The organism is Pseudobutyrivibrio sp. (assembly GCF_015057185.1).
Classification (GTDB): Bacteria; Bacillota; Clostridia; order Lachnospirales; family Lachnospiraceae; genus Pseudobutyrivibrio.
The window spans coordinates 16,237-38,752 of record NZ_SVEV01000020.1 but is presented as its reverse complement, the minus strand read 5'-3'; the positions used below and the strand labels follow the sequence as shown (position 1 = coordinate 38,752).

At 37.7% G+C, this 22,516-nt stretch carries 15 protein-coding genes and 1 pseudogene; 4 read left to right on the top strand and 12 right to left on the bottom strand.

Annotated elements, in window-relative coordinates; all coding sequences use genetic code 11:
* Nucleotides 1-148: 148 nt before the first annotated feature.
* The 3 genes from E7276_RS09395 to E7276_RS09385 form a co-directional block, all read right to left on the bottom strand.
* On the bottom strand, nucleotides 149-3,535 hold the full coding sequence (locus E7276_RS09395) for a hypothetical protein (protein ID WP_294216718.1): 3,387 nt from the start codon (nucleotides 3,533-3,535) through the stop codon (nucleotides 149-151).
* A 626-nt stretch (nucleotides 3,536-4,161) separates the two neighbouring features.
* Nucleotides 4,162-6,528, bottom strand: a complete 2,367-nt coding sequence (locus E7276_RS09390) for a hypothetical protein (RefSeq protein WP_294216716.1) — start codon at nucleotides 6,526-6,528, stop codon at nucleotides 4,162-4,164.
* A gap of 144 nt (nucleotides 6,529-6,672) precedes the next feature.
* Nucleotides 6,673-7,389: a LytR/AlgR family response regulator transcription factor gene (locus tag E7276_RS09385; protein ID WP_294216713.1), complete on the bottom strand. Its 717-nt coding sequence runs from the start codon at nucleotides 7,387-7,389 to the stop codon at nucleotides 6,673-6,675.
* A gap of 153 nt (nucleotides 7,390-7,542) precedes the next feature.
* Here E7276_RS09385 and E7276_RS09380 point away from each other — a divergent pair, with 153 nt between their 5' ends.
* Complete coding sequence (locus E7276_RS09380; RefSeq protein ID WP_294216710.1) at nucleotides 7,543-10,179, top strand: hybrid sensor histidine kinase/response regulator; 2,637 nt, start codon at nucleotides 7,543-7,545, stop codon at nucleotides 10,177-10,179.
* 40 nt (nucleotides 10,180-10,219) lie between these two features.
* Here E7276_RS09380 and E7276_RS09375 read toward each other — a convergent pair whose 3' ends face one another.
* Together E7276_RS09375 and E7276_RS09370 are read right to left on the bottom strand one after the other, a co-directional pair.
* Nucleotides 10,220-11,710, bottom strand: a complete 1,491-nt coding sequence (locus E7276_RS09375; protein ID WP_294216707.1) for a DUF1593 domain-containing protein — start codon at nucleotides 11,708-11,710, stop codon at nucleotides 10,220-10,222.
* 21 nt (nucleotides 11,711-11,731) lie between these two features.
* A complete protein-coding gene (locus tag E7276_RS09370) occupies nucleotides 11,732-13,171 on the bottom strand; it encodes a PTS transporter subunit EIIC (protein WP_294216702.1) in 1,440 nt (479 codons plus the stop codon).
* A 190-nt stretch (nucleotides 13,172-13,361) separates the two neighbouring features.
* Here E7276_RS09370 and E7276_RS09365 point away from each other — a divergent pair, with 190 nt between their 5' ends.
* Complete coding sequence (locus E7276_RS09365) at nucleotides 13,362-14,435, top strand: AraC family transcriptional regulator (RefSeq protein ID WP_294216699.1); 1,074 nt, start codon at nucleotides 13,362-13,364, stop codon at nucleotides 14,433-14,435.
* Nucleotide 14,436: 1 nt separating this feature from the next.
* Here E7276_RS09365 and E7276_RS09360 read toward each other — a convergent pair whose 3' ends face one another.
* Nucleotides 14,437-16,560, bottom strand: a complete 2,124-nt coding sequence (locus E7276_RS09360) for a M13-type metalloendopeptidase (protein WP_294216697.1) — start codon at nucleotides 16,558-16,560, stop codon at nucleotides 14,437-14,439.
* A gap of 102 nt (nucleotides 16,561-16,662) precedes the next feature.
* Nucleotides 16,663-17,406 (bottom strand): annotated as a pseudogene (locus E7276_RS09355) (DNA/RNA non-specific endonuclease); the annotation flags it as partial.
* A gap of 273 nt (nucleotides 17,407-17,679) precedes the next feature.
* Between E7276_RS09355 and E7276_RS09350 the strand changes: the two are divergent.
* A complete protein-coding gene (locus tag E7276_RS09350; protein ID WP_015550194.1) occupies nucleotides 17,680-18,222 on the top strand; it encodes a type IV toxin-antitoxin system AbiEi family antitoxin domain-containing protein in 543 nt (180 codons plus the stop codon).
* A 43-nt stretch (nucleotides 18,223-18,265) separates the two neighbouring features.
* On the top strand, nucleotides 18,266-19,024 hold the full coding sequence (locus tag E7276_RS09345; protein ID WP_294216689.1) for a nucleotidyl transferase AbiEii/AbiGii toxin family protein: 759 nt from the start codon (nucleotides 18,266-18,268) through the stop codon (nucleotides 19,022-19,024).
* 423 nt (nucleotides 19,025-19,447) lie between these two features.
* Here the strand turns inward: E7276_RS09345 and E7276_RS09340 are convergent, their stop codons facing one another.
* The 5 genes from E7276_RS09340 to E7276_RS09320 all read right to left on the bottom strand — a co-directional run bounded on the left by E7276_RS09340 (nucleotide 19,448) and on the right by E7276_RS09320 (nucleotide 22,429).
* On the bottom strand, nucleotides 19,448-19,885 hold the full coding sequence (locus E7276_RS09340) for a hypothetical protein (protein ID WP_294216683.1): 438 nt from the start codon (nucleotides 19,883-19,885) through the stop codon (nucleotides 19,448-19,450).
* Between the two features lie 109 nt (nucleotides 19,886-19,994).
* Entirely contained in the window at nucleotides 19,995-20,120 is a 126-nt protein-coding gene (locus E7276_RS09335; protein ID WP_294216680.1) for a hypothetical protein, read from the bottom strand.
* 138 nt (nucleotides 20,121-20,258) lie between these two features.
* Nucleotides 20,259-21,041 (bottom strand): hypothetical protein, encoded by a 783-nt coding sequence (locus E7276_RS09330; RefSeq protein ID WP_294216679.1) that lies wholly within the window; start codon nucleotides 21,039-21,041, stop codon nucleotides 20,259-20,261.
* 34 nt (nucleotides 21,042-21,075) lie between these two features.
* Entirely contained in the window at nucleotides 21,076-21,651 is a 576-nt protein-coding gene (locus tag E7276_RS09325) for a hypothetical protein (protein WP_294216676.1), read from the bottom strand.
* A 22-nt stretch (nucleotides 21,652-21,673) separates the two neighbouring features.
* Nucleotides 21,674-22,429, bottom strand: coding sequence for a FlxA-like family protein (locus E7276_RS09320; RefSeq protein WP_294216674.1), 756 nt, complete (start codon nucleotides 22,427-22,429; stop codon nucleotides 21,674-21,676).
* Nucleotides 22,430-22,516: the final 87 nt, after the last annotated feature.

Here is a 22,516-nt window from a genome sequence, read left to right as displayed (position 1 = left end):
TGAACAACTAGATGGAGTTTAACATGATAAATTGGTCTTCTCTACAATTTGGCAAGAAACGTCATATTCTGGCAAAATCGTTATATTGTATAATAAACCAACAAAAAGCGAGGTCCGTAGACCCCGCTTTCATTAACTAAAATAATTATTATTTTGTTGTGTTTTCAGCATCCTTTGCTTTTTTCTTTGCATATGCTGTACCACCGCCAATTGCTGCGATAAGAATAAGAAGTAACCACCACCATGACTGCTGGAAGAAGTTCTCCTGTGTGCCGCCTGCAAGTGGAGTTTCCTCTGGAAGGATTGATACTTCATCAACAGTATCTTCTGTTTCCTCTACAGCAGCTTCATCAACTGCAAGTGGAACATTACCATCATCAACTGTAATTGTATCTGCATCAGCATCTGCAACATCAGTATTTCGGTTTACTGTTCTTGTAGCAGTTGTAGTTGTATCACCTGCCAATGGAACCACTGGATTATCAATGAATACTACTGATGGATCAAATACTGTATCGATAGGAGCTGTTGTTGGATAATATCTTCTGCCTGCTCCGCCGCCTGTTGTAGTCTCTCCACCAGTTGTAGTTTCGCCACCTGTTGTCTCATTATTCTGCTGGTTCTGATTATCTTCAAGTTCTTTCTTCTTCTGTTCCAGCTCATCCTTTGCCTTATCAAGGGCATCTGAAGAATCATTAAGTGTCTGCTCTGCATCTGCAAGTTTTTGCTCTGCATCTGCAAGCTTCTTATCCCACTCTGCAACTAAAGCTGTATTCTTTGCAACATCTGCTTTGTCGAGAGCCTCGATATGAGCCTTGATTGTGTCAACCTCTCTCTGAGCATCTTCAACTTTCTTCTGGGCTGCATCTGTATCCTTAATCAACTCCTCATATGCATCACTCTTGGCTTTGGCATCAGCAAGAAGCTGTTGGTAATCTGTATCTGTGTTTGTAAATACTGCATTGCCAGATTTTCTGTAAGCAGTAGATACTGCTGCTGTTACTGCTTTATATACAAGGTTTTGAACACCAGATTGATGTGTTTCAATCTTAATATCAGCATCTTGAGTAAAGCTGTAGTAGCTGTCAGTTACAATCTTAGTAGAATAATCTCCTTCTGTAATAGCGCCAACGACCTCATCATAATAATAATCTACTTTATGCCTACCTTGGCCACGTCCAACCCATTCGCTATACCAATAAGATCGACCTACCTGCTGCTGTACTGCATAAGCATCGACAGCAGCTAATGCAGCAGTTCTATCATCAAATCTACTTAGTGTGCCATCAGAATTAACAATATTAATGTCGTATGCAGCAATGTAGTCTACATCTGCTGTACCAGCCCAATTAAACAAGTTGCGTAAGCTGAGATTAAACAACCTTGTATCACTCACATATCCATTAGGATGGGCTGTCTCATAATTCTTGGCAATTTCAGCTTCAACCTTATCTACATCGCCTTTGAACCGATGCATCAAATAAGAATATCCGCCAACCTGCCGAGTTGTGTATTTATAGTAGACGCAAGTGTCATCGTCATGATCAACATATACTGGTACATAGAATCCATCTACAGTCCAGTAAATTGTTGGATTCTCAAGAACAGACTCGCTACCAACACTCTTAATATCAGCTGCCGCAATTGTTACAGGATTTCCATTTACATCGACACCTGTGAATCCATTTTCCTTAATATCTGCAATCATAGCATCTACTAAGTCCTGATATTTTTCCTCAGCTGCCGCCTGAACCTCTGCATTTGTACCCTTTTCAGTTGTAACCTTTTGGTCAGTTACATTCTGAAGCACACCATTTACATATGTGTATATTTTCTTTGTTGTTGTATTTGTAACTGTTGTAATGTAATCACCAGCAGGATTAAATCCACTAACAACTGTTTTTGCACCTTCACCCTCGTCGAGTGACTCGTTTTCATCCAACGTAATATGAGTTGACTGTCCAGCATCAAAGTTGTCAGCAGAAAGCTCTGTATTATTAAGAACGATGAACTCCCATGAATATGTTCCGTTATCTGCCTTGGCCTGTTCCTCTGCTGAAAGTGCACTATATGATTCATAGCGATATACTTGATTTCCATTTTCATCAACTATCGGATTACCATTTTCATCGACCTTTGGTATGGCAACTCTCTTGACTGCACCACCATCTGTAACTAGTTGTTCCATCTCTGAAGCAGTCTTAGATATAGTTATATCCTCGCCATTCTCATCCTTGCCATCAAACTCATACATCTTCTCAGTTGAGTAGATGCTAACAACACCATTAACTGCTGTATACGCATATCTGCCAATGATATTTCCATCACTATTCTTAACTACAAAAGCAACATCATCTGTCTGATTTTCTGAAGAAATGCCTTCAACTGTGATATCCTGTCCAACAAATACTTTGTTTTTAAGGATAACCTGGATATAATCTGCTGTATCTAAATCCTCGTCATTCTCAGCCTGAAGGAGAAGATACTCAGCTGTTCCCTCGAAGTCCTTCTCTGCTTCCTTAAGAGCTGCCTCTAGAAGCAATAAATCATCATTTGCATCATCAAGATTTTTTTGAGCCTCAGCAAGCTTTCCATCATCTGCCAAAGCATCAGTTCTGAGATTCTCATAATTCTGAAGTGCAGTATTACGTCTTGTTAATGCAGCTTCATATTCTTTTCTGCATTCCTCAACGTATGACTTCTGTTTATCATATATATCTTTTGCATCCTGTAATGTCTGAGCGGCTGCATTTACATTTTGTTCAGCAACCTCTATAGGATCATTCTTTACAGACTCTACTGCTAAATTAACAGCTGCTTCTGCCTTAGTAGCTTCCCCAGTTGCTACCTGAGCAGCACCTTCTGCATTGGAAAGTGTTGTATTTATATCAGAGTCAATTCCATCGATTACGCCTGCTGCATTGTTGATTGCATTAACATCATCAATTACTCCAGTTGTGCCCTGTGCTTGGTTTCCATCAATTGCTTCAGCTGCATCTTTTACTTCATCATATGCATCCTCAAGAGTATCCCCCATATTACCATATGCAACGATATCACTGCTTTCTGGTACCACAAGATCTCCATTTTCATCACGCTGAAAATTACCATCCTCATTAAGATCTACATTAAGTTGATAATCCTGATTGAGAATATCATCTGTAGCGTCCTGTCTTAAATCTGCCTGTTCTGCCTCTTCAATCTTTTCTAGTATAGGCATATCATCAGTGATATTAGGCTGTGTTACTGGAATTTCCTCTATGGCATCAATAACACCAGGTACTGCTTCTACAGCTGCCTGACCATCTATTGCAGGCTGACCTTCTACACCATTAATATCAGCGCTAACAGCCTGTGTTTCCTGAACAATAGCCTGCTCAGCTGATGTTGTCTCCTGCTGTTGACCTTCCGTGGTCTGCTGATTTTCCGCAACGTTTCCATCATCTTCTGCTGCAAATGCTGTGATATCCATAGATCCAGCAAGTGTTACTGCAGAAAGCCCCAATGAAAGTGCTTTAATCATTTCCTTCTTCATATCTACCTTTCTCCTCTCTCACCATTCCTAATTGTTAACAAATGTTTTCCCATTTGTGACGGTCCTGTGAACATCTATTACGAAGTTTAACACCTCAAACGTTTGATTTTCTACAACTTGGCATAAACAGCGTATTTTTGGCAATATTGTTATTTCATGTAACTGAATTATACAAAATAATGCTTTTGATTTAGTTATTTTCACACAATACTTCTTGTCACTGATTATTTTCAAAACCTTTAAACAAAAAATGAGCAGGGCATATAGCCCTACTCATTTCTCTGGTTCGGTGATTTAACTGTTATGAATTTCAAGCTTTTTTACTCGACGTCTTAGCTTATGATTCTCCAGCATTGTCAAAAACATTTTCACCTTCAAAATCAACACCCTCATCTCTCGACCTCACCATTTTTTTCAATACTCAGCGACCATTTCGCCTATCGACCAGGTTCCCCAACCTATGTCGAATTCAATGTGACGGTTGTGTGAACAACCTATATGTAGAATCTAGCACTCTTCAATTTGTTTCACAAGTGGTTGGCAAAAACTCACTCATTTTGGCAAGATGTTATGTACTATAACGTTTAAAAAACAGCTACCTCATTTTTAAGGTAGCTGTCTTGAAATTACTGATTTAGTTTGTCAATTATTTTCATTGCGGCTCTGCGTTTGAACTCTACTAATCCTACGCCGACACCAGCAATAGATACACCGCCAAGTGCTACGAACCATTTGCCTCTCGCCATGATACCTGCAACTGTAATGCCCTCTGGTGTAGGTTCATCCTCGATTGTTGTAGTCTCTGTTTCTGGCTCTGCTGGAATTTCTGTCTCAATGTTATCTGCTAATGCTGAGCTTCCGCTGCCGCCCTGAGAGCTCTTACCAGAATCATTTCCTGATTCTATAGCAATAGTCTCTTCCTGCACTACAGGCTCTTCTTCAAGGAGCTCGTCTTCTAACTCGTCTACACTGTCAACAATATATGTATAAAGTCTGTGTCCTGATGAACTCTGATCAGAATTTGAATCAGTCGATGGAACTATAATCTCCTCATCATCATTTACCACCGGACTTGGGGTAGGCTCTGATGTCGTAGGCTCTGATGTCGTAGGCTCTGATGGTGTAACCACCGGCTCATCTTCTGGAAGCTCAGTCTCTATATCCGGGATAGTAGGATTTGGCATCGGATCACTTATTGTATATCCATCAAATCTATCAATATAAGCATCCCACATTGTATCCAAGTACTCATATGCATTATCAATGCTAGTTGAAGCTGCCTGAGAGTCTGCCTCAATCGCCTGTAATCTCAATTCATAGTCTGTCAAATCTGCTGCTGCATTTATAACAGTAGAATAAGTGCTTTGCACTGCAGAAACATTTTCCGATTTTGTCTTTGCAATGTCCGCTAAAGAATTAACTTTTGACTGAGCAGTCTCATATTTTTGAAGCAAGCTGTAATAGCCATTGACTTTATCCTGCTGTCCTGAAAGCAATCCTCCAAATACAAAACCTGTATTAACATCAGCATAATCAGTCTGTTTCTCAGTAGTCAGATTGCTATTAGCGTAATCGATTGTATATGCACCATTTTCCCTTGCCTCAGCAAGAACAGCTGCCTCAGCTGCCTCTTTGGTAGCATAGTGTGTAGCTGAAACACCGTCACTAACAACCCAAGTCATACCGATTACGTCATAATAAACATTGTAGTTTATATCTACGCTGTAATAGTTCGTATACAGCTTGTTGCCATATCTATCTACAGAATAATACTCTGTCCTCTTTCCTCCGGCAAAAGCAGCCTCTACATTAGTCTTATTACTTCCTTTTTCATTCTGAAGCTGATTTACAATTGTAGTAGCACCATCTGCTATTGCTCTGCCATCAGAATAACCTTCTGGACTATAAATGTTTTTATAATTTCCAGTAGTCTCAAATCTAGGTGTATAACTACCTGAAGTAGTCCAATACTCATCTATCGCAATTCGTTTGTCATCAGGAAGGTTCTCATACTCTTCCTGAGTAATCATCTGTTCATTGCCATCAGCATCGATATATGTATATTGAAGCTTTGTTGTGGTAATCACAACCTGATTAGTCTCTGTATCAATATAATATGAATACTCTGCGTAGCCATTTCTAATGTGATTGCCCTCAGAATCAAGGACCTCATAGGTAGCTACAAAAGTATTAGTAGTCTCACCCTTAGTAGGCTGCCCTACCACAGTATAATTGGAAATGGTCTGCCCATCCGCCAAATTTTCAGTGCTAGGAATGTACTCATTTTCGATAATAGCAGAAATATACTCTGTAGTATCTAATACAACATCAGAATCTTCTGCTGCGCCAAGAGCCTCTGCACTAGCCTGAACTAATTGTTGTCTAAGCTCCTCTAGCTCGCTTTCTGCTGCAGCAAGATTCTCCTCAGCAGTTGCAAGCTCCTGATTAGCTGAATCAAGAGCAGTATTATAATCGTTCAATAGAGTGTTGTACTCCTCAACTGCCTGATTGTATGCTGTTAGAGCAGCGTCGTACTTGGCGCTAGCCTGGTCGTACACATCCTCTGCATTGATAATAGAATCTTCTGCATCGCCCATTATATTAATGGCTTCTCCAGATGTAATATCTCCCTCAGCGATGATGGTGATACTTTCTTCTGTGGATGCCTCCACCCCTGCTGCCTCATTCTTGGCACCAGTCATAGCAGCTGCAGCATCATCTATTATGGAATCAATTGTTTCCTGTTCAGAAGGTACTTCCTCAGTAGGCTTCTCTACTATTTTTTCCTCTGGTACTTCCTGAAGTTCTTCCTTTGGTACTTCTTTATATTCTGGGGTATTTTCTACTACTGTGTCAGAAACTTTTTCAGGCGCAGAAATAAGGCTCTCAGAATCATCAATTTCTGAAGCCTCAACGGTGATCGGCATGGCCGATCCAGCTATTAACATTGTAGACACTGAAAGTGCTGCAAGCTGCGCTGAACGTTGTTTCATAATAAAATAACCTTTTATACCCGTATCAAATAAAATTATGTATTTATACTCCTATACTAGGTTATCAAAAAAAAAGCTAGACGCAATAGCATTGGCAACATTGCTTGGATTTTGGCAAAAATATTTGTCTAACTTTACTTAAAACTATCTATTTTTATCAAACTGGTAATCCTTGATTTGCTGGGTAATATCGGCAACTTTGCGGGCTGATATTGGGAAAATGTTTTTATCCATCAAGTTGACATCTCCACCATCAACATAATCAATATAGTCCATATTTATGATAATACCTCTATTTATCATAATGAATCTCTTATCAGAGCCAGTAAGCTCCAAGAACTCGCCTGAAGTAAGTCTAGCTCTAATAGATGTATTATCATTTCTATTTATTTCTAGGTAGTGACCATCTGTTGTTACTGAAATGATATCCTTTAAATAGATTTTCTCATCTAACGGTCCCACTGCTATTTTGATGAAGGACTCATCCATAGGAGTGTGTTCAATAATTTCTTTTAAAACCTGAGAAATTCTTTCTATTGTAAAAGGCTTTGTCACATAATCAAACGCATGCAAAGAAAATGCCTCTGGATAATGTCCCTCAGAAGCTGTCATAAAAATAAGAAAGGTCCTGGCCGTAAGCTTTCTAAGCTTTCTAGCAGTAGCGATTCCGTCCATATCCGGCATAAAAATATCCATAAACACTATGTCATAGCGTCGATCTGCTAAGCTATCAATGAAAGCTGGTCCACTTTCAAATTCCTCTACCTCTAAATTTAGTTCCTGACTGGCAGCTATTTTGCCAACCATCATTTTCAATTGCATTCTAAAGATGCTTTCGTCGTCGATTACAGCGATGCGCATGTAAGCCTCCCCATGTATGTATTTCTACCTTATAAATCATACCACAAAAAGCGTTATCTTTGATAATGAAAAATGTACAAATATTATATATAATATGAATTGAATGTAATTTTATTGTCAAAAATAGTATTTTTCAGTAAAGGAATATACAACATGGATTTAATCTTCAAGCACATGCTTTACATAAATATTATTATTCTAATAGCCGGAGCCACCTCTATTCACCTTGGCGCCAGCTTTTTAAAAAGAGAAATGGATACTAAAGGCTTCTTCAAATACTCGGTATTTCTTTTAGCTTTAGGAAACGGCCTATGTTGCGTGGGCTATTCAATTATGTCCTTAAGTGCCAATTTGCAGGTTGCCTATTTCTTTAGAGTTATTGGCCTGTTTGGTATAAACATTTATCTACTAGCTGAACTAGTCTTAGTTACCAGCTGTCTTAATTTTAGCCGTCGCGCTGAATTTTTAATCATCGGATTAACTACCATTGCTATTGTATTCGATATGATAATCTATGGCAGTCCGGAGTCAGATCGATTTGTATATTATCCATTATATAGTTACACAGCTTACGTTAGAAACGATCCTTATCGTCACTTGTTCCACTATGCATATCTAACCATACTTATTATATGTATGCTTATTATCGCCACTGTATGGGCAATAAATGTAAAATATCACCGTGACAAAAAGCTGGTTGTTTTCGCCTTTCTTTCAAATATAATTTGGGGCCTTTCCTCAGTGCCTGATTGGTTAAAGCTTCATATTGATACATCTTTGGCACATGTATATTACTGCTTTGGTATTTGGTTGGCTTTTATAGTTTTCTTCCGAGCTGCCAACAACTATATGACCTTTTACATTACCGTTAACAGTATCAGTAGAGATATTTTCTCCACCTTAGGAACTGGACTATTAGTATTCGATACTAACTTTCATTTGAATCTTTCAAACGAATATGCCAGAAAGCTTTTAGGACTAAACAAAGAGCCGCAGCGTATTCGATTAAAGGAGATTTTTGAATTAAAAAGTGGTGAGCCATTTAAAATGTTTGAGAAAGCCACCGAAGGAATGGTTATCGACTACCGTCTAACTTCGGTTGTTACCGGCAAAGTGACCTTGGTTAATTTCTCCTGCAAAATGGATAAAAAGAATGAACCAATGTGCTACATTCTCGTTGCCACTGACCTGACAGAAGAAAATCGACTTATCAAAGAGGCCCAGGCCGCAAACGAAGCCAAAACAGAATTCATCAGTAACATTTCCCACGAGATCAGAACACCTATTAACATCATCTCTGGTATGAATGAACTGATTCTTAGAGAATGCACCGAGGAACCTATTCTTAAATACGCCGAGAATATTCATGTTGCCTCTAGAAACCTTACTTCATTAATTAATGATGTTTTGGATATATCAAAAATCGAATCTGGAAAGCTTGAAATTTTGTCCTTTGACTACTCTTTCAAAACAATCCTTAGTGACCTTTACAACATGTTTATTAACCTTGCTAAGGAACGTCACCAGAGCCTTACTATTACTTGCAATCCTAATTTGCCATCAGTACTTACAGGCGATGAAATTCGAATCAAACAAATTATGTCCAACTTGATTTCAAATGCTATTAAGTACACTCCAGAAAATGGAAAAATAACTGTCGAAGTTGATTATACTGAAAACATCGATACAGAATCACTTACATTAATCCTGAAAATATCTGACAATGGTATAGGTATCCGACCAGAAGATATGCCAAAGTTATTTAACAACTTCCAGCGCTTTGAGTTACATAGAAACAGAACTATACAAGGTACTGGATTAGGTCTTTCCATTACAAAAAATCTAATCACCTTGCTTAGAGGTCAAATAGAGGTAGCCAGTGATTACGGCAAAGGCTCTACATTTACAGTTAGTATACCTCAGACGATTTCAAACAAGACACCAATTGGTGATATTAAGAACTTTAGCTACACTGGAGAGATTCGCAAATACGAAACAAACTTTACTGCTCCTGATGCAAAGATACTTAGCGTAGATGATGTTCAAATGAACTTAGATGTGTTCTGCGGACTTCTCAAGAAAACGAAGGTACAAATCGATTGCGCTTTAAACGGTGCCGAAGCTCTTTCTATGATGGCCACCACCAAGTACGATTTAATATTCCTTGATCACATGATGCCAGAGATGGATGGTGTCGAGGTTCTAAAAAGACTTCGTCAGGACAAAACCAGCCTCAGTCACGACACGCCGGTTATCATGCTTACAGCCAACGCTTCAATGGGAGCTGACCAGAAATATTTGGAAGATGGATTTACCGATTATCTTTCAAAACCAATTCAGCCATCTCAGCTGGATGCTCTAGTGATTAAATATTTGCCTGATGAGCTAGTAACTCATCAAACTAACACCACCGAAACAGTTTCCAATGTAGGCAGTGACCTAATGCACTCACTTGATTTCATCGATGCCAACGCAGGTTTGGAATCTGCCGCGGGGGATGAGGATTTTTACCGCCAGATTCTTCAAACCTACATTGTGGAAGACAAGCGAGCCCAGTTAGATGAACTCCTAAAAAAAGAGGATTGGCCAAATTATCAAATTGTGGCACATTCATTAAAGGGGACATCTCTTACAATAGGTGCCAGCGAGCTTTCTGCAGCTGCCAAAGCTTTGGAGTTTGCAGTAAAGGAAAGCAACTACGACTATATAAAAGAACACCATTCCAGCGTCATGGAACAATACAAAGAATTACTAGACAAACTAAAAACAGTAATTGATAGTAACACCTAAAAATGATCAGGCTTTATACAAAAGCCTGACCATTTTTATTTTACTTTATTTTCACTATCAATCTTGCAAATCCTGATAATGATAATTCAACCTTTGTTTTTGCTTCCAATATAATATAGATTTCATCACCGCTTTTGGCTTCTGCTGGTATTTCAAAGGACAACTGATATTTTCCATTTGCTTTATTAATCATAAGCTTGTTAACCAAGCAATCAGAAATATCGGTATATACATTACAGTCAATGTCCACATCTAAGTCACCGGCTGTTTCTACATTAAGTGGAAGCTGTACAGTCTCTCCAGAACTTGCGGTAATTTTATCTTCACCTTTTATATTTATTAATGGAGAATGGTATTTTGCTTCAAAGTTCTCAGATACGCACCACTTAGCTCTCGCTGCGAAATCCTTTTGGATTGGTGCCACATAACGCCACATGGATTCAACGTTATGAACCTCACCTTTGTCATCCACATAATCATCTTTTTCTGTAACCCAATAATTTAAAGGTTCACCTTTGGAATTCTTTTTAGTTTTATCTAAAACATATCTGCCGGTAATATTGCCAATTTGAAGATTGTCCAATGTGCGTAGTCCATTTGGAAGCAGTATTAAATATGTTGGAGAATCTCCCTCTGACAAGAAGTCATATGGTTCATGTACGCCTAGACCATATCTAGCTCCCCACCAATCCTTTATCAACTGCTTGTTAATACCAAACTGGTGCTCCATAGGCTCGCCTTCGTACTCAACGTTGTCAGCCCAAGTATTGTATCCGTCTGTGAGTGGGCCATTACCATTTAAAATATACTGCTGCATAAACTTGGCGCCGAGAGTCCTTTTGCTCTCACCCTCTGGCATTAGAGCCCAACCATACGCATAGCTCATCACCTGCAAGCAACACACAAACTTTATGTTAGGCCAGTTTTCAGCTATATATTCATGATAGGTGACATCCTGCTCACCACAAGCAGTTAAAACCACCTTTTTCTCGATATTGCTCTTTCTCTCCTGCCAATCCTCTGCAGCTGAGTATTCGTTTTCTATATCAAGCAGGGCTCTTGCGATGGTGTTTGTACCGCCCCACACCTGTATATAAAGAGTACGTGGGTCATCATCGAGAATTCTCTCTTTTATTAAATTAGAACCCTCTGTTGATGAATCCATCTCTCCTGAATAACCTATGTTTCCAATTTTGGTTACACTACGTAAATATTCAGGAGTTGGAAATCTATCATCCTGCTTCTTTAGATTCGTATATACGTTAGCATAATCATCGATTACCTTAAACATCCAATCTGTGCCAGGCCATCTGTATGTTGTATTATACTTACCTTTGGTGGCAAATGGATCCTGAGGATTTTCGAAAATTGGGGTTTCAACTCCCGCTACACCTTTCCAGTGAAACTTTGATGAGGTTTGGATAATCCCCTGTATTTCAATGTCATTTGCATAAAGTAAAAGATGTCTCAAAGAATTCTGATCATCAACCTCAGCATCCTGAGTTACTATAGTTCTAATTGTTTCTGTCATTCTTACTACCAAAGACTAAATCTAAACCGCACTAACTTTTTCTACGGAGCTTGTCTCTTCCTTTGTCTTTATTTCCTCTGTCTTCTTTTCTCCGGCAATCATATCATCATTAAATCCAACAAGGTATGTAGTGATTGCTGAGCCAAAATATGCAATTGCACATGCAATCAAAAGACCAACAAAACCTGTACCAATATAACCTGGCAGTGACAAAAGTGACATACCAAGTACTGTAGGTGCACCTGCTCCAACAGCTGCTACGATAGCACCAGCAATACCTGAGAATATAGCACCGATAAAGAATGGACGCTTGTATGGCAATGTAACACCATAAATTGCTGGCTCAGTGATACCTGCTAAAATTGCTGAAAGGGCTGCTGGACCAGAAAGCTCCTTGAGCTTCTTGTTCTTTGTTTTTAAGAATACACCAAGTGCTGCTCCTGCCTGAGCCATATTGTTAGGTCCTGTAATTACGAATAATGTGTCTCTTCCTAATGTTGCAATGTTGTTGATTACGATAGGTACAAATCCCCAATGTAAACCAAAGAGTACTGCTGCTGGCCAAATAAGACCAAGTAATCCACCAGCTAAAATTGGGTTGAAGCTTACGATTCCTGTATAACCTGCTGCTAATAGTTTACCAAATTTATCCATTACAGGTCCAATTGCAAGGTAAGTTGCTGGAACCATAACAATGATTTCAAGCATTGGAACTAAGAACATTTTTAATACTTCAGGAATTACCTTTTTAAGTACCTTATCAAGCTTTGAAAGTACGTAAACAGAAATAATGATTGGCATTACTGATGATGTGTAGTTAACCATTACTACTGGAATCTTTAAAAATGTAAGTGCCTCGCCTGCTGAATATGCTGCTGTCATATCAGGGTAAACAAGAGCCATTCCAAGTGCCATGGCAACAAATGGATTACAACCAAACTTCTTTCCTGCTGTGTAACCAAGGATAATAGGTAAGAATGTAAATATTGCATCTGCACCGGCATATAAAATGCGATATGTGCTCATTGATGAATCCATTACTCCAAGGGATGTTAAAAGAATAAGTAAAGCCTTTAACATACCAGCTCCAGACATTATGCCAAGTGCTGGTGCAAATATTCCCGAGATAGTCTCCATAAAAACATTTATTAGTTTCTTCTTTTCACCGGAAGCACCTGCATCATCTATATTCATTGAGTCATCAGCCTTTAGCTTTGTAACCTTTAAAATAGTGTCAAATACCTGGTCTACATGATTTCCAATTACAACCTGAATCTGTCCACCAGAATTAATTACAGTGATTACGCCTTCTAATTGTTTTAAAGTGTCTATATCTACTTTGCTTGTTTCCTTCACTTTAAAACGAAGTCGTGTTGCACAATGGAAAAATGATATAACATTCTCCTCTGTACCAACGTTCTCAACAATTTTCTTTGCTAATTGCGTATAATCTTTTCCCATTAGAAAGATCCCCCTTTATAAATAACAACACACTAAGGATTGGCGCCTTCTCCCTTAGTTCTTTTCTATTATGGGTCTATTCTATTCCATAAATTAATAAAGTGTTAGTGCATAAGGAGACTTCACACTGTCAAATTCCGACTTTTTATGATATTGTATTTTTATATTTTATATAGGAAGGAATATAGATATGTTACGTCAGGAATTCAGAAATCTAGTGTATCCTTTAACTGAAAAAGAAAAATACTATAAAGCTCATCCACAAAGTGCCAGAGATGTTTCACTAACATTTTCCAACTCAGTTGATATTAACGAAAACACAGACATATATACTCTATCTGCCAGCATGGAAAGTAGGCTTCATACAGTGTCTGGTCATCATGCTATTTTTTACGATGGACAGCCAATAAACTTAGATATGCTAAAGCTACCTATTTTCTGCTGCAAGCAAACCAGATTTTCAACTGTTCCTCTCCATAGACGTACTTTCATCGAAATGAAGTATATTTATTCTGGAAACTGCACAGCCATACTAAACGGGCAGCGAGTTTCCATGTCTGCAGGAGACTTTCTTGTTTTAGAGCAAGGGTCAGTTCACCAGATTTTACCAGCTGGAGAAAACGATTTGATTTTTAATATTCAAATGTACCGACCATATTTCTCGGAGTATTTTGTTCAACGATTTGAAAGTGCCGGTCCTATAGCCAGCTTCCTAGCCGAAGCAATCGACGACTCCACCAAGCAGGAGAACTACTGTCTATTTAAAAATCGTTCTGACGACGAGCATGACATTCGCTTTTTAATTGAAACTATGCTCTGCGAATACTTAGATCCAAGTTCATGCTATGAAACAATCATTGAATCCACTATGCTCTTGCTTTTTGGAAAGCTCATTCAGCGCTATCGACTGAATTTGGAGGACGAAAGCCACCAAAATAACAAATCATATATCACCGAGGTGGTTGACTATATAAAGGAGCATTGCACCGAAGCCTTATCCTTGGAGGCAACAGCAAATCTTTTCAACTATAACTCCGACTATCTCTCACGCATGCTCAAAAAAAGTGTGAATCAGTCCTACCAACAGCTGCTCACATCATTTCGATTACAGCATGCTGCAGATGAACTAATTCACACTACAAAACCAATTTATGAAATTGCACAGGACTCAGGCTTTTCCAACCTGAATTTCTTCTATAAAAAGTTTAACGAGGCCTTCGGTGTTTCACCTTCTACATTCAGAGAGAATGAAGGGATTCATTAAATTACCATACTAAGATTCTATCCTCAGGTGCCAAGTACATATTGTCACCTTCCTTTACGTCAAATGTATCATAAAACTCGTCAAACTGCTGTACAGTGACATTTGTGCGTAGATAGCTAAGTGGATGAACATCCTGTGTCAAATAATAATTCTCGGATTCCTGATATGTGCTCTCTACCCAAAGTCTTGCGAATGATTCGAAGAATAATTCGTAATCAAAATCTTCCACGTCTTTTGCCATATTTAAAATAGCATTCATACCTGTCATGTCGGCGATTGCTTCTGTCTCCACGTATTCACCAACAACATTAACGTCGCCCCAGACAGTTATACCATCATAGTAATCATCCAGCTTCTGCGCTCTATCTGTAAATGCCTGATAATCCTCTTCGGTCCACCAGTCATTTAAATTTCCATCCTTATCGAACTGAGCTCCATTAGTATCAAAAGCATGGCTAAGCTCATGACCTATTATGCAGCCAATTCCACCATACATTTCCTCTGTTGTCATGTCCTCGTTGTAGAATGGACCATCAAGGATGCCTAGAATAATATTAATTGAATTACCACTTGGGTTATAGTAAGCATTAGTCTCTAGAATATCAAAGCCCCATATTTCAGGGTCAACTTTGCCATTTGTTTTTGCAACATCCAAATCGCCTAAGTATGTATTAATCAACTCAATTGATTCAAGGAAGGAATCCTCAGACAGCTCTAAATCATTGAAATCACTTTCCCACTTATCAGGATATACTGCATTTACGGTAATGCTATCCAGCTTTTCAATTGCCTTTTCTTTTGTTTCATCAGAAAGCCAATCTTCCTGCTCAAGCATTTCTCTATAGGTTTCAATTATTGAATTACAGATTTCTGTTATATCCTCTTTCTTTTGTGTACTATCATATTTCTCAAGATAAGCTCTATCTAAAGGCTCAGTGAGATATGTAGAAACATAAGATAAAGCAACCTCATCATCTGGAGTAGAACCAGTAGAACCGTAAATTGCATTATGAGCTGTCTCTATTGCATCATAAGCATCCTTATCTAAGTAAGGAGCTACCGAAGTGATGTAATCTACAATCAAATAGTCCTTGATTTCTTCGATATTATCATTTACATATACTTCATCTAATCTTTGGAAATAATCAGGGTTAGCCACAAGTAATTCCTTGGCATCCTCATATCCATATAACTCAATTAAATCCTTTGCTGGATAGTTAGTAAACTCATCACAAAAATCATCCATAGTATAAGGATTGTTAATCATCTGGACGTAGTCTGATGACATTTCGTCACCACTTGTATAAGACACCTCTGCCAGCTTTGTCTCAAAGCTAATACTGTTATCAAACATTTTCTCAGCATCAGCTTCGCTGTATCCGATTCTGCCAAGCAAATTAACAGTCAGCTCCTTATAAGCGTCATATACCGCATCTCCCTGGGCAGTTCTATCTGTATACTCCTCGGCACCACCTAAAGTAAAGCCAATACCATCTATAAATAAAACATAGGAAGATGAGTCGCTGAGCCCCGCATCGTTGTACAAGGAAATAAATGGGCTAACAAAAATATCTGAATCTTCGCTTAATAAATAACCGTTTAAATCATCAATATTTGCTATAGCCTCTAGGTCATCAATAACCTTTTCTGCCGGAGCCATTCCCTGCTCATTTCTGGCATCCCAATCGAGACACTGGTTATACAATGTCTGACAAAGCTTTGCGTCATGGGAATCAATGTTGTCATCCTGAAGCACAGCAAGTGAATTAGCTGTAATATCCTGATAAACCTCAGTAAAGGTATTATATGAAGTGTATCCCTCTGGTATCTCTGCAGAAAGCATCCAATCGTAATTACAGTATAGATGAAAATCATCTGTTGGCGATGTTTCTAATCCCTCTGTAATATTTTCTTTTAAATCAGAATCCATCCATGGATTTCCATCTGTATAAGAGCTAGCATCAGCCTGCTCTTCTGCAGCCTGCTCTTCTGTAGTTTCTGTAGTTTTTTCTTCCTGCTTTGTCTCCTTCTTTCCACATGCTGATAAGGAAAGCATCGCTATCAAAAGCAAGCTAGTTAACCTTTTTCCACCATTTAACATATGGTTTAAATCTCGTATTTTCACTGTGATAAACTCCTCATATTCTCATTCTTGTTGAACATAAATCTAGGCATTATTTTGAACTTCTATATCATAAAAATCAAGGCAATAATGCATCTACTCTAATTGGCTATCGCCAGTGGCATAGTCAATACTAATGCCTGGCTGCACATTGTAGCAATATACATTAAACATAACACCAGCCCCTTGATCTTCCACGGAGTAGGCTTCCATTAATACCCCAGAGGCCACAAGGTTATCCCCCTCAAATATAGGAGTAACTCTGTATAAAACATGATTTCCTGTATTCTCAACATATTCTGCCACTTCATTTTCAAATGGCAGCATTCCCTGCACATTAAGATATCTAGTGCCAGTAATCAGATTCTTTTCATTTGCATTCTCTCCACTCAGCTGATATCCAATCAAGTGGCATCTATTGTACAAATAATTGCCCTCTACATATTCGTGGTAGTTTACTGTATGCCAGCCACTTGGCTTGACATTTCCTATCTCTCCACGCTCCTCTGTAGGCATACGCTCCTGACAAATATTTGCATAGGCAACTCCACATCTACCAAGTGAATCAAGCTCACTATAAGATTCAAAAGCCTCTGTGCAATTCTTATCTGCTTCTGTGAAATATGGCAAGTTATTATTAATCACAATATAGGGGCTACCAGAGTATGTTCCCACTTGATCAATAGAAAAAGCTGCCTCTGATTCACTGCTATCTGCTGCAACAGGCGACTCTTTCTCATCCGATATCTGCACCGCATTACTTTCATTTCCTAGGTCAAAATTGCCATATAAATAATATCCTGCAATCAATACAACTGTCGCCAGATATCTATAATATTTCTTCTTCATTCTAGTCCTCCTTGCTGCCGAAATATTTTATATTTTAATACATCTAGACCTTTTCACACAAATTGAAAATTTAGAATACAGTCTCGTTGCCCTTTATACCATTTTATCGAAAGTATTTATTGTTATGAGTTTACAAATAGTATGAAGAATAATATTTTAGTAAATATCGGTAAAAAGCTGAAAATTACCGAGATTTACTTTACTGTTGGCGTTTTAGATGATATATTATAGTAAAAGTGGGTGAAAAATAAGAAATTACCGAGGTTTACTGAAATGATAATGAATTATAAAGAGGCAATTGAACAATACGGAAATGATTATCAATTAAATAAGGCAGTTAAATCTAAGGAATTATATAAGATTGAAAATGGCATTTATTCTTCAAAGCAACATGAAAATGAACTAGGAATCATTATGAAGAAGTATCCCAAGACTGTACTTACTGGAGAATATGCATTTTATATGTATGATCTTACAGATCTTATACCAGAAAAATATGATTTAGCAACAGGCTCTAAAGCTGCCAAATTAAAGGATTGTCGGGTGAATCAAATATATATGAAAGATGAACTGTTAAATCTTGGTGTGGTGGAAAAGGAAGTTGATGGTTACATTATTCGTATATATAACAAGGAACGTATGCTTATAGAATTGCTTCGCCATAAGAATACAATGCCATATGATTTATACAAAGAGGTGTTGTTAAATTATAGAGAGATAATAAATGATCTTGAAATATGGCGCATACAGGAGTATGCCGATATTTTTCCAAAGAGCAAAATGATAAAGAAAGCCATAGATGAGGAGGTTTTATAGATTGAATTTACAGGAAATGGTCGATTTATACATATAGGAAGGATTGACAAGGGTATTAGCAGAAGCTAGAGTATGCCAAGATATTGTGCTAAAAGCTATTGCTGATGGACCGTTAAATAGAAACGTAACAATAAAAGGTGGTGTAGTTATGAGAAGCATCACCAATAATAATCGAAGAGCTACAAGAGATATAGATTTGGACTTTATACATTATTCGCTAGCAGATGAATCTATAGAGGCATTTATAAGACACCTTAATTGCATAGAAGAAATAAGCATAGAAATATCAGGAGATATAAAAGAACTCAAGCATCAGGATTATCATGGAAAAAGCATCGAAGTAACAATTAAAGATGAGTTCGATAATCATGTAGAGAGTAAAATTGATATTGGGGTTCACAAAGATTTGTCAATCGAACAAGAAGAATATTGTTTTGATGTATGTCTAGATAAGAATGGTGCAAGTCTATTAAAAAATACAGTGGAACAGGCTTTTACTGAAAAGCTTAGATCACTTTTAATATTTGCAAACAATAGCAGGCGCTATAAAGATATCTTTGATATGTATTACCTTAAAGATGTTGTTAATGTTGAGAAAACGAATAGACTTGTAAAACATTATATTTACGATGATGATGGAATGAAAGAAAATGATATTGATGACATACTCAAGCGAGTTTCATACGCTTTTAAGGATTCTCAATATTTAAGAAGAGTTTCAACCTCAAGGCAGCGTTGGGTAGATGATGATATTAAAGTTATTGCTGATGGAATAATTGGATTTCTCGAGCAGCTTAGTTAGAAAAGAAGTCAATGAAAACGTTAGAATATTACCACTTATTTAGGCATGGAAGAAATTCATTTTCCATAAGGAATTGAATGTTTGGGGATGAATGATTGAATTTTGAATATGGATGGAACTACTGTAAAGTTAAACTAGTGGTAAAACAGGAGAACTGCAAGTTGAAAATGCAGCCCCCCTTTTTTAATGGCAAGGTTGCCCCTAAGTTGCCCGTTTATTTTTATGCTGTTAAAATGATAAAAACAGAACAGAATACTCAACGTAAATAATAATATTATTTAGAAAAAACTATTGATAGTCTTCGCTGATGATGGTATCTTTTGATTAGACCGCAGGAAGGCATGGGTAATGCCCGAATCCAAATATTCCATCGGCGGGATTAAGAATGGTATATCCATTCTTTTTTTTATCTTATGGAGGATTTTACTTGCTGATATTTACGGTATTCTCATTAATCACTACCTTAGATTCGCTTTCCTTCGCCTTAAAGTAATTATCAAAGAGCGAATCCGCAGCATCCATGGTTTGTTGGCAAATAGAAGGTAGTTTTCTTCCCCAAGACTTACCTGCTAAACCAAATCCTTTATGCATTGCCTTTTGCATTTCATGCATTTTTTCTACATCATCACCAGCTAATGCGCTAGCAAAATCAAAAAGTCTCTGTGACGTTTGTTTTACGCCCCAATAACCATCTTCTCCAATATCAGCCTGAGCTTTGGCCTTTGTGGCAGCATCAACTTTGAAATTGCCGCCAGCTAACATTCGCCAAAAGCTGTCATCATTTGCTTTTCCAAATGTTCCAACTTGTCCTGAAATAGTCTTATTAACTAATTCAAGCATCTGCTGCTTCTGTTTTTCCATATTGTCCTTTAATTGTTGTACTAGGGCAGCGCGGTCCTCTTTGCTCATCTTATTGATTTTGTATGACCCCGTTTCAGTTTTATCACTCTTTTCGTATGTAACCCCTTCATCATTCGATTTTTTTATTTATACTGTTTATTCTTACTGGTGTTTCTGTATTCTCAATATTACTAAGTTCATTTGAAGTTAAAGCCGTAGGTGTTACATTTGAAATTCCATTTATATCTATACCCATAATAAATACCTCCATACAAAACTATTCTTTGAAGTCATAGGTTTTTGATTTTCATCAGAAAATCAAAAACCGGACATAGACCAATATTTTCAGAATGAAAATATTGCCTGGCAAAGCCAGGTTCAGGTGTGATTTTCCTTAAGTATCACACCTGAAGTCATACTTACTTTTTACCAAGTCATTTAGAGAATTAGAATAGCGTCCTTGTTTGTTATAAGAGCTTCCTACACCAGCAGCATTCGCAATTGAATTTCCCTTATTCATTAACTGCGAAGCATATGAATTATGGCCAGTGAATAGCGATTTAAGGGCTCCTATATCAGCCTTTTTTAACTGGTCCACATCTAACGAAAGCTTATTTCCCTTTCCAATATAAATTCCTACTTTGTTAAGAGTTTTCTGGTGTGCAGAAGTTGTTTTTGTCATCCACGCACCATTTCGTAAAACACTTTTAGTATTGGAATTACCTGCAGCTTCAACAGTACTGTTATAGTCTTCAATAAATACATTTAAAGCTTTCTCAATATCGGACCAGTTATAATCTGATTTAGTTTTTTCTTCTCCTGTTAATTCATCTTTTTCTGTAATTGTTTTCTGTTCCCATAAGGATGCACTCATGAGCCTTTCAGAAGATTTGGATAAAGCACTTGCTGCTTCAGCCATTGCTGTTAACTTAGCCGAAGAGTCTTTTCCAGCGTTGGCTTTCTGGGCTTTGTCCTGTGCATAATAAGCCTTCATTAGCTTTCCGTAAGTTCCACTTTTGATGAGTGAATAGTCGGATAGACTAAATGATCCACTGGAAACTTTAGGCGCTGATGCACTTAACCCATCTAAGAAATCATTTGAATAGTTTTGATTGTTCACGTTGTAGTTCTCATCGAAATACTTGTGATTTGATACATAGTCGCTAATCCTTGCCATAATAATCGACCTCCTTGTCTATAACCCAATCCTTTTAAATACGATAATCAAATGGTATATAATTCACAGGAATCCTCTTTTCCTGTTCAAGTTTTTCTAACTCTTCTTCAGTCAGCATCATCTGATTAAACTCATCCTCGGATAGTATCTCTTCTGATGATTGCTGTAAGTCTTCAACCATTTCCTCATTAACTTCTTCAACTGCATCTGTAAGATTATCCATTAATTCGTCAAGCATTCCGTCATTCTCAACGCCAGTTGCTTCTTCAATCATATCTTCACGACGCTCTTCAGGCGTCTTAGGGTCATTCTTTTCAGCCGCTTCAGCAATCTTTTCTGCGAGTTCCTGAGCCTCATCAAATACATGAAACATTTGAGCATTGTTGTATTCCATTTTTGCTGCCGCAATCTGATCCTCATATCCATGAAACATAGCAAGCTTTTTGGCGATTTCATCAATTGTGTCCGCTTTCATATTTTTCAGATTTTCTTTTTGCTGCTCAAAGAATGCTATTTTATTGTCCCTCGCTGCTTGTCTATTTAATCTATCTTGCGTACTTTTTAATCCAAGATTGCCTAATAAATCTATGCCCTGTAGCTTTATATTCATAGACAAATCCTCCTAGAATGATTTACAACAACTCATCAACATTATTACCAACAGGGTTATCAGGATTTATCTCAACTCCCTCTGGAATTGCGTTGTCGACATTAGCTTCACGCTGTTCTTTATTTGACTTAGTTGATTTATCTACAATTTCATCATTATTATTTTCAGCAGCCTTATCTAATTCTTTATCTGCTCGATTTAATACTTCCAGCTGAGCCGATTCTATATCCCTATTTCTAGATTCAAGTACAGCTAATTGTTCCTGTTTCTTTTCTACATCTTTGCCCCTGGCAGAATCTAGTTTGATTTCTGTTTCAAGAATGCCTGCTTCGCCTTTCAGATTGGCCTTAACAGCTCCCCCTGCTTCAACTTGATTTATAGCACTATCTGCTGATATAAGAGCTTTCATACTAGCTGTAGAAATTCCTTTTGCTGCTTTAGATGATTTTGCTGTTTGTTTGCCTCCAAGCATATCCTCCATAGACGAACCTTTGCTCTGTCTGTTTTCTTTCTTCTGTTCAATTTGATGTTGGCGTAATTGATTTTGCAAATCAGTTATTTGCTTTTGAATTTCTTGACGTTTTTTCATTTTTTCATCTATGGACATTTCTTTATCATCGCCAAGAGATTGAAGCTGTTCATTGGCATTATTTATCTGCTCTTGAAGGCTTTTACTATATGAATCCATCTGTTGATTCTGGTTTATCTGAAATGTTGTTCGGGATTTATATAGTTCACTTATACTATTCATATTGATATTCATAGAAACTTTCCCCATACGTTAACCCTCCTTGGCTTCTTAATTGAATTCCTTTTCCTTTAACATAGACTTTAGACTAATGGTTTTCTATAATCGCTATCGACT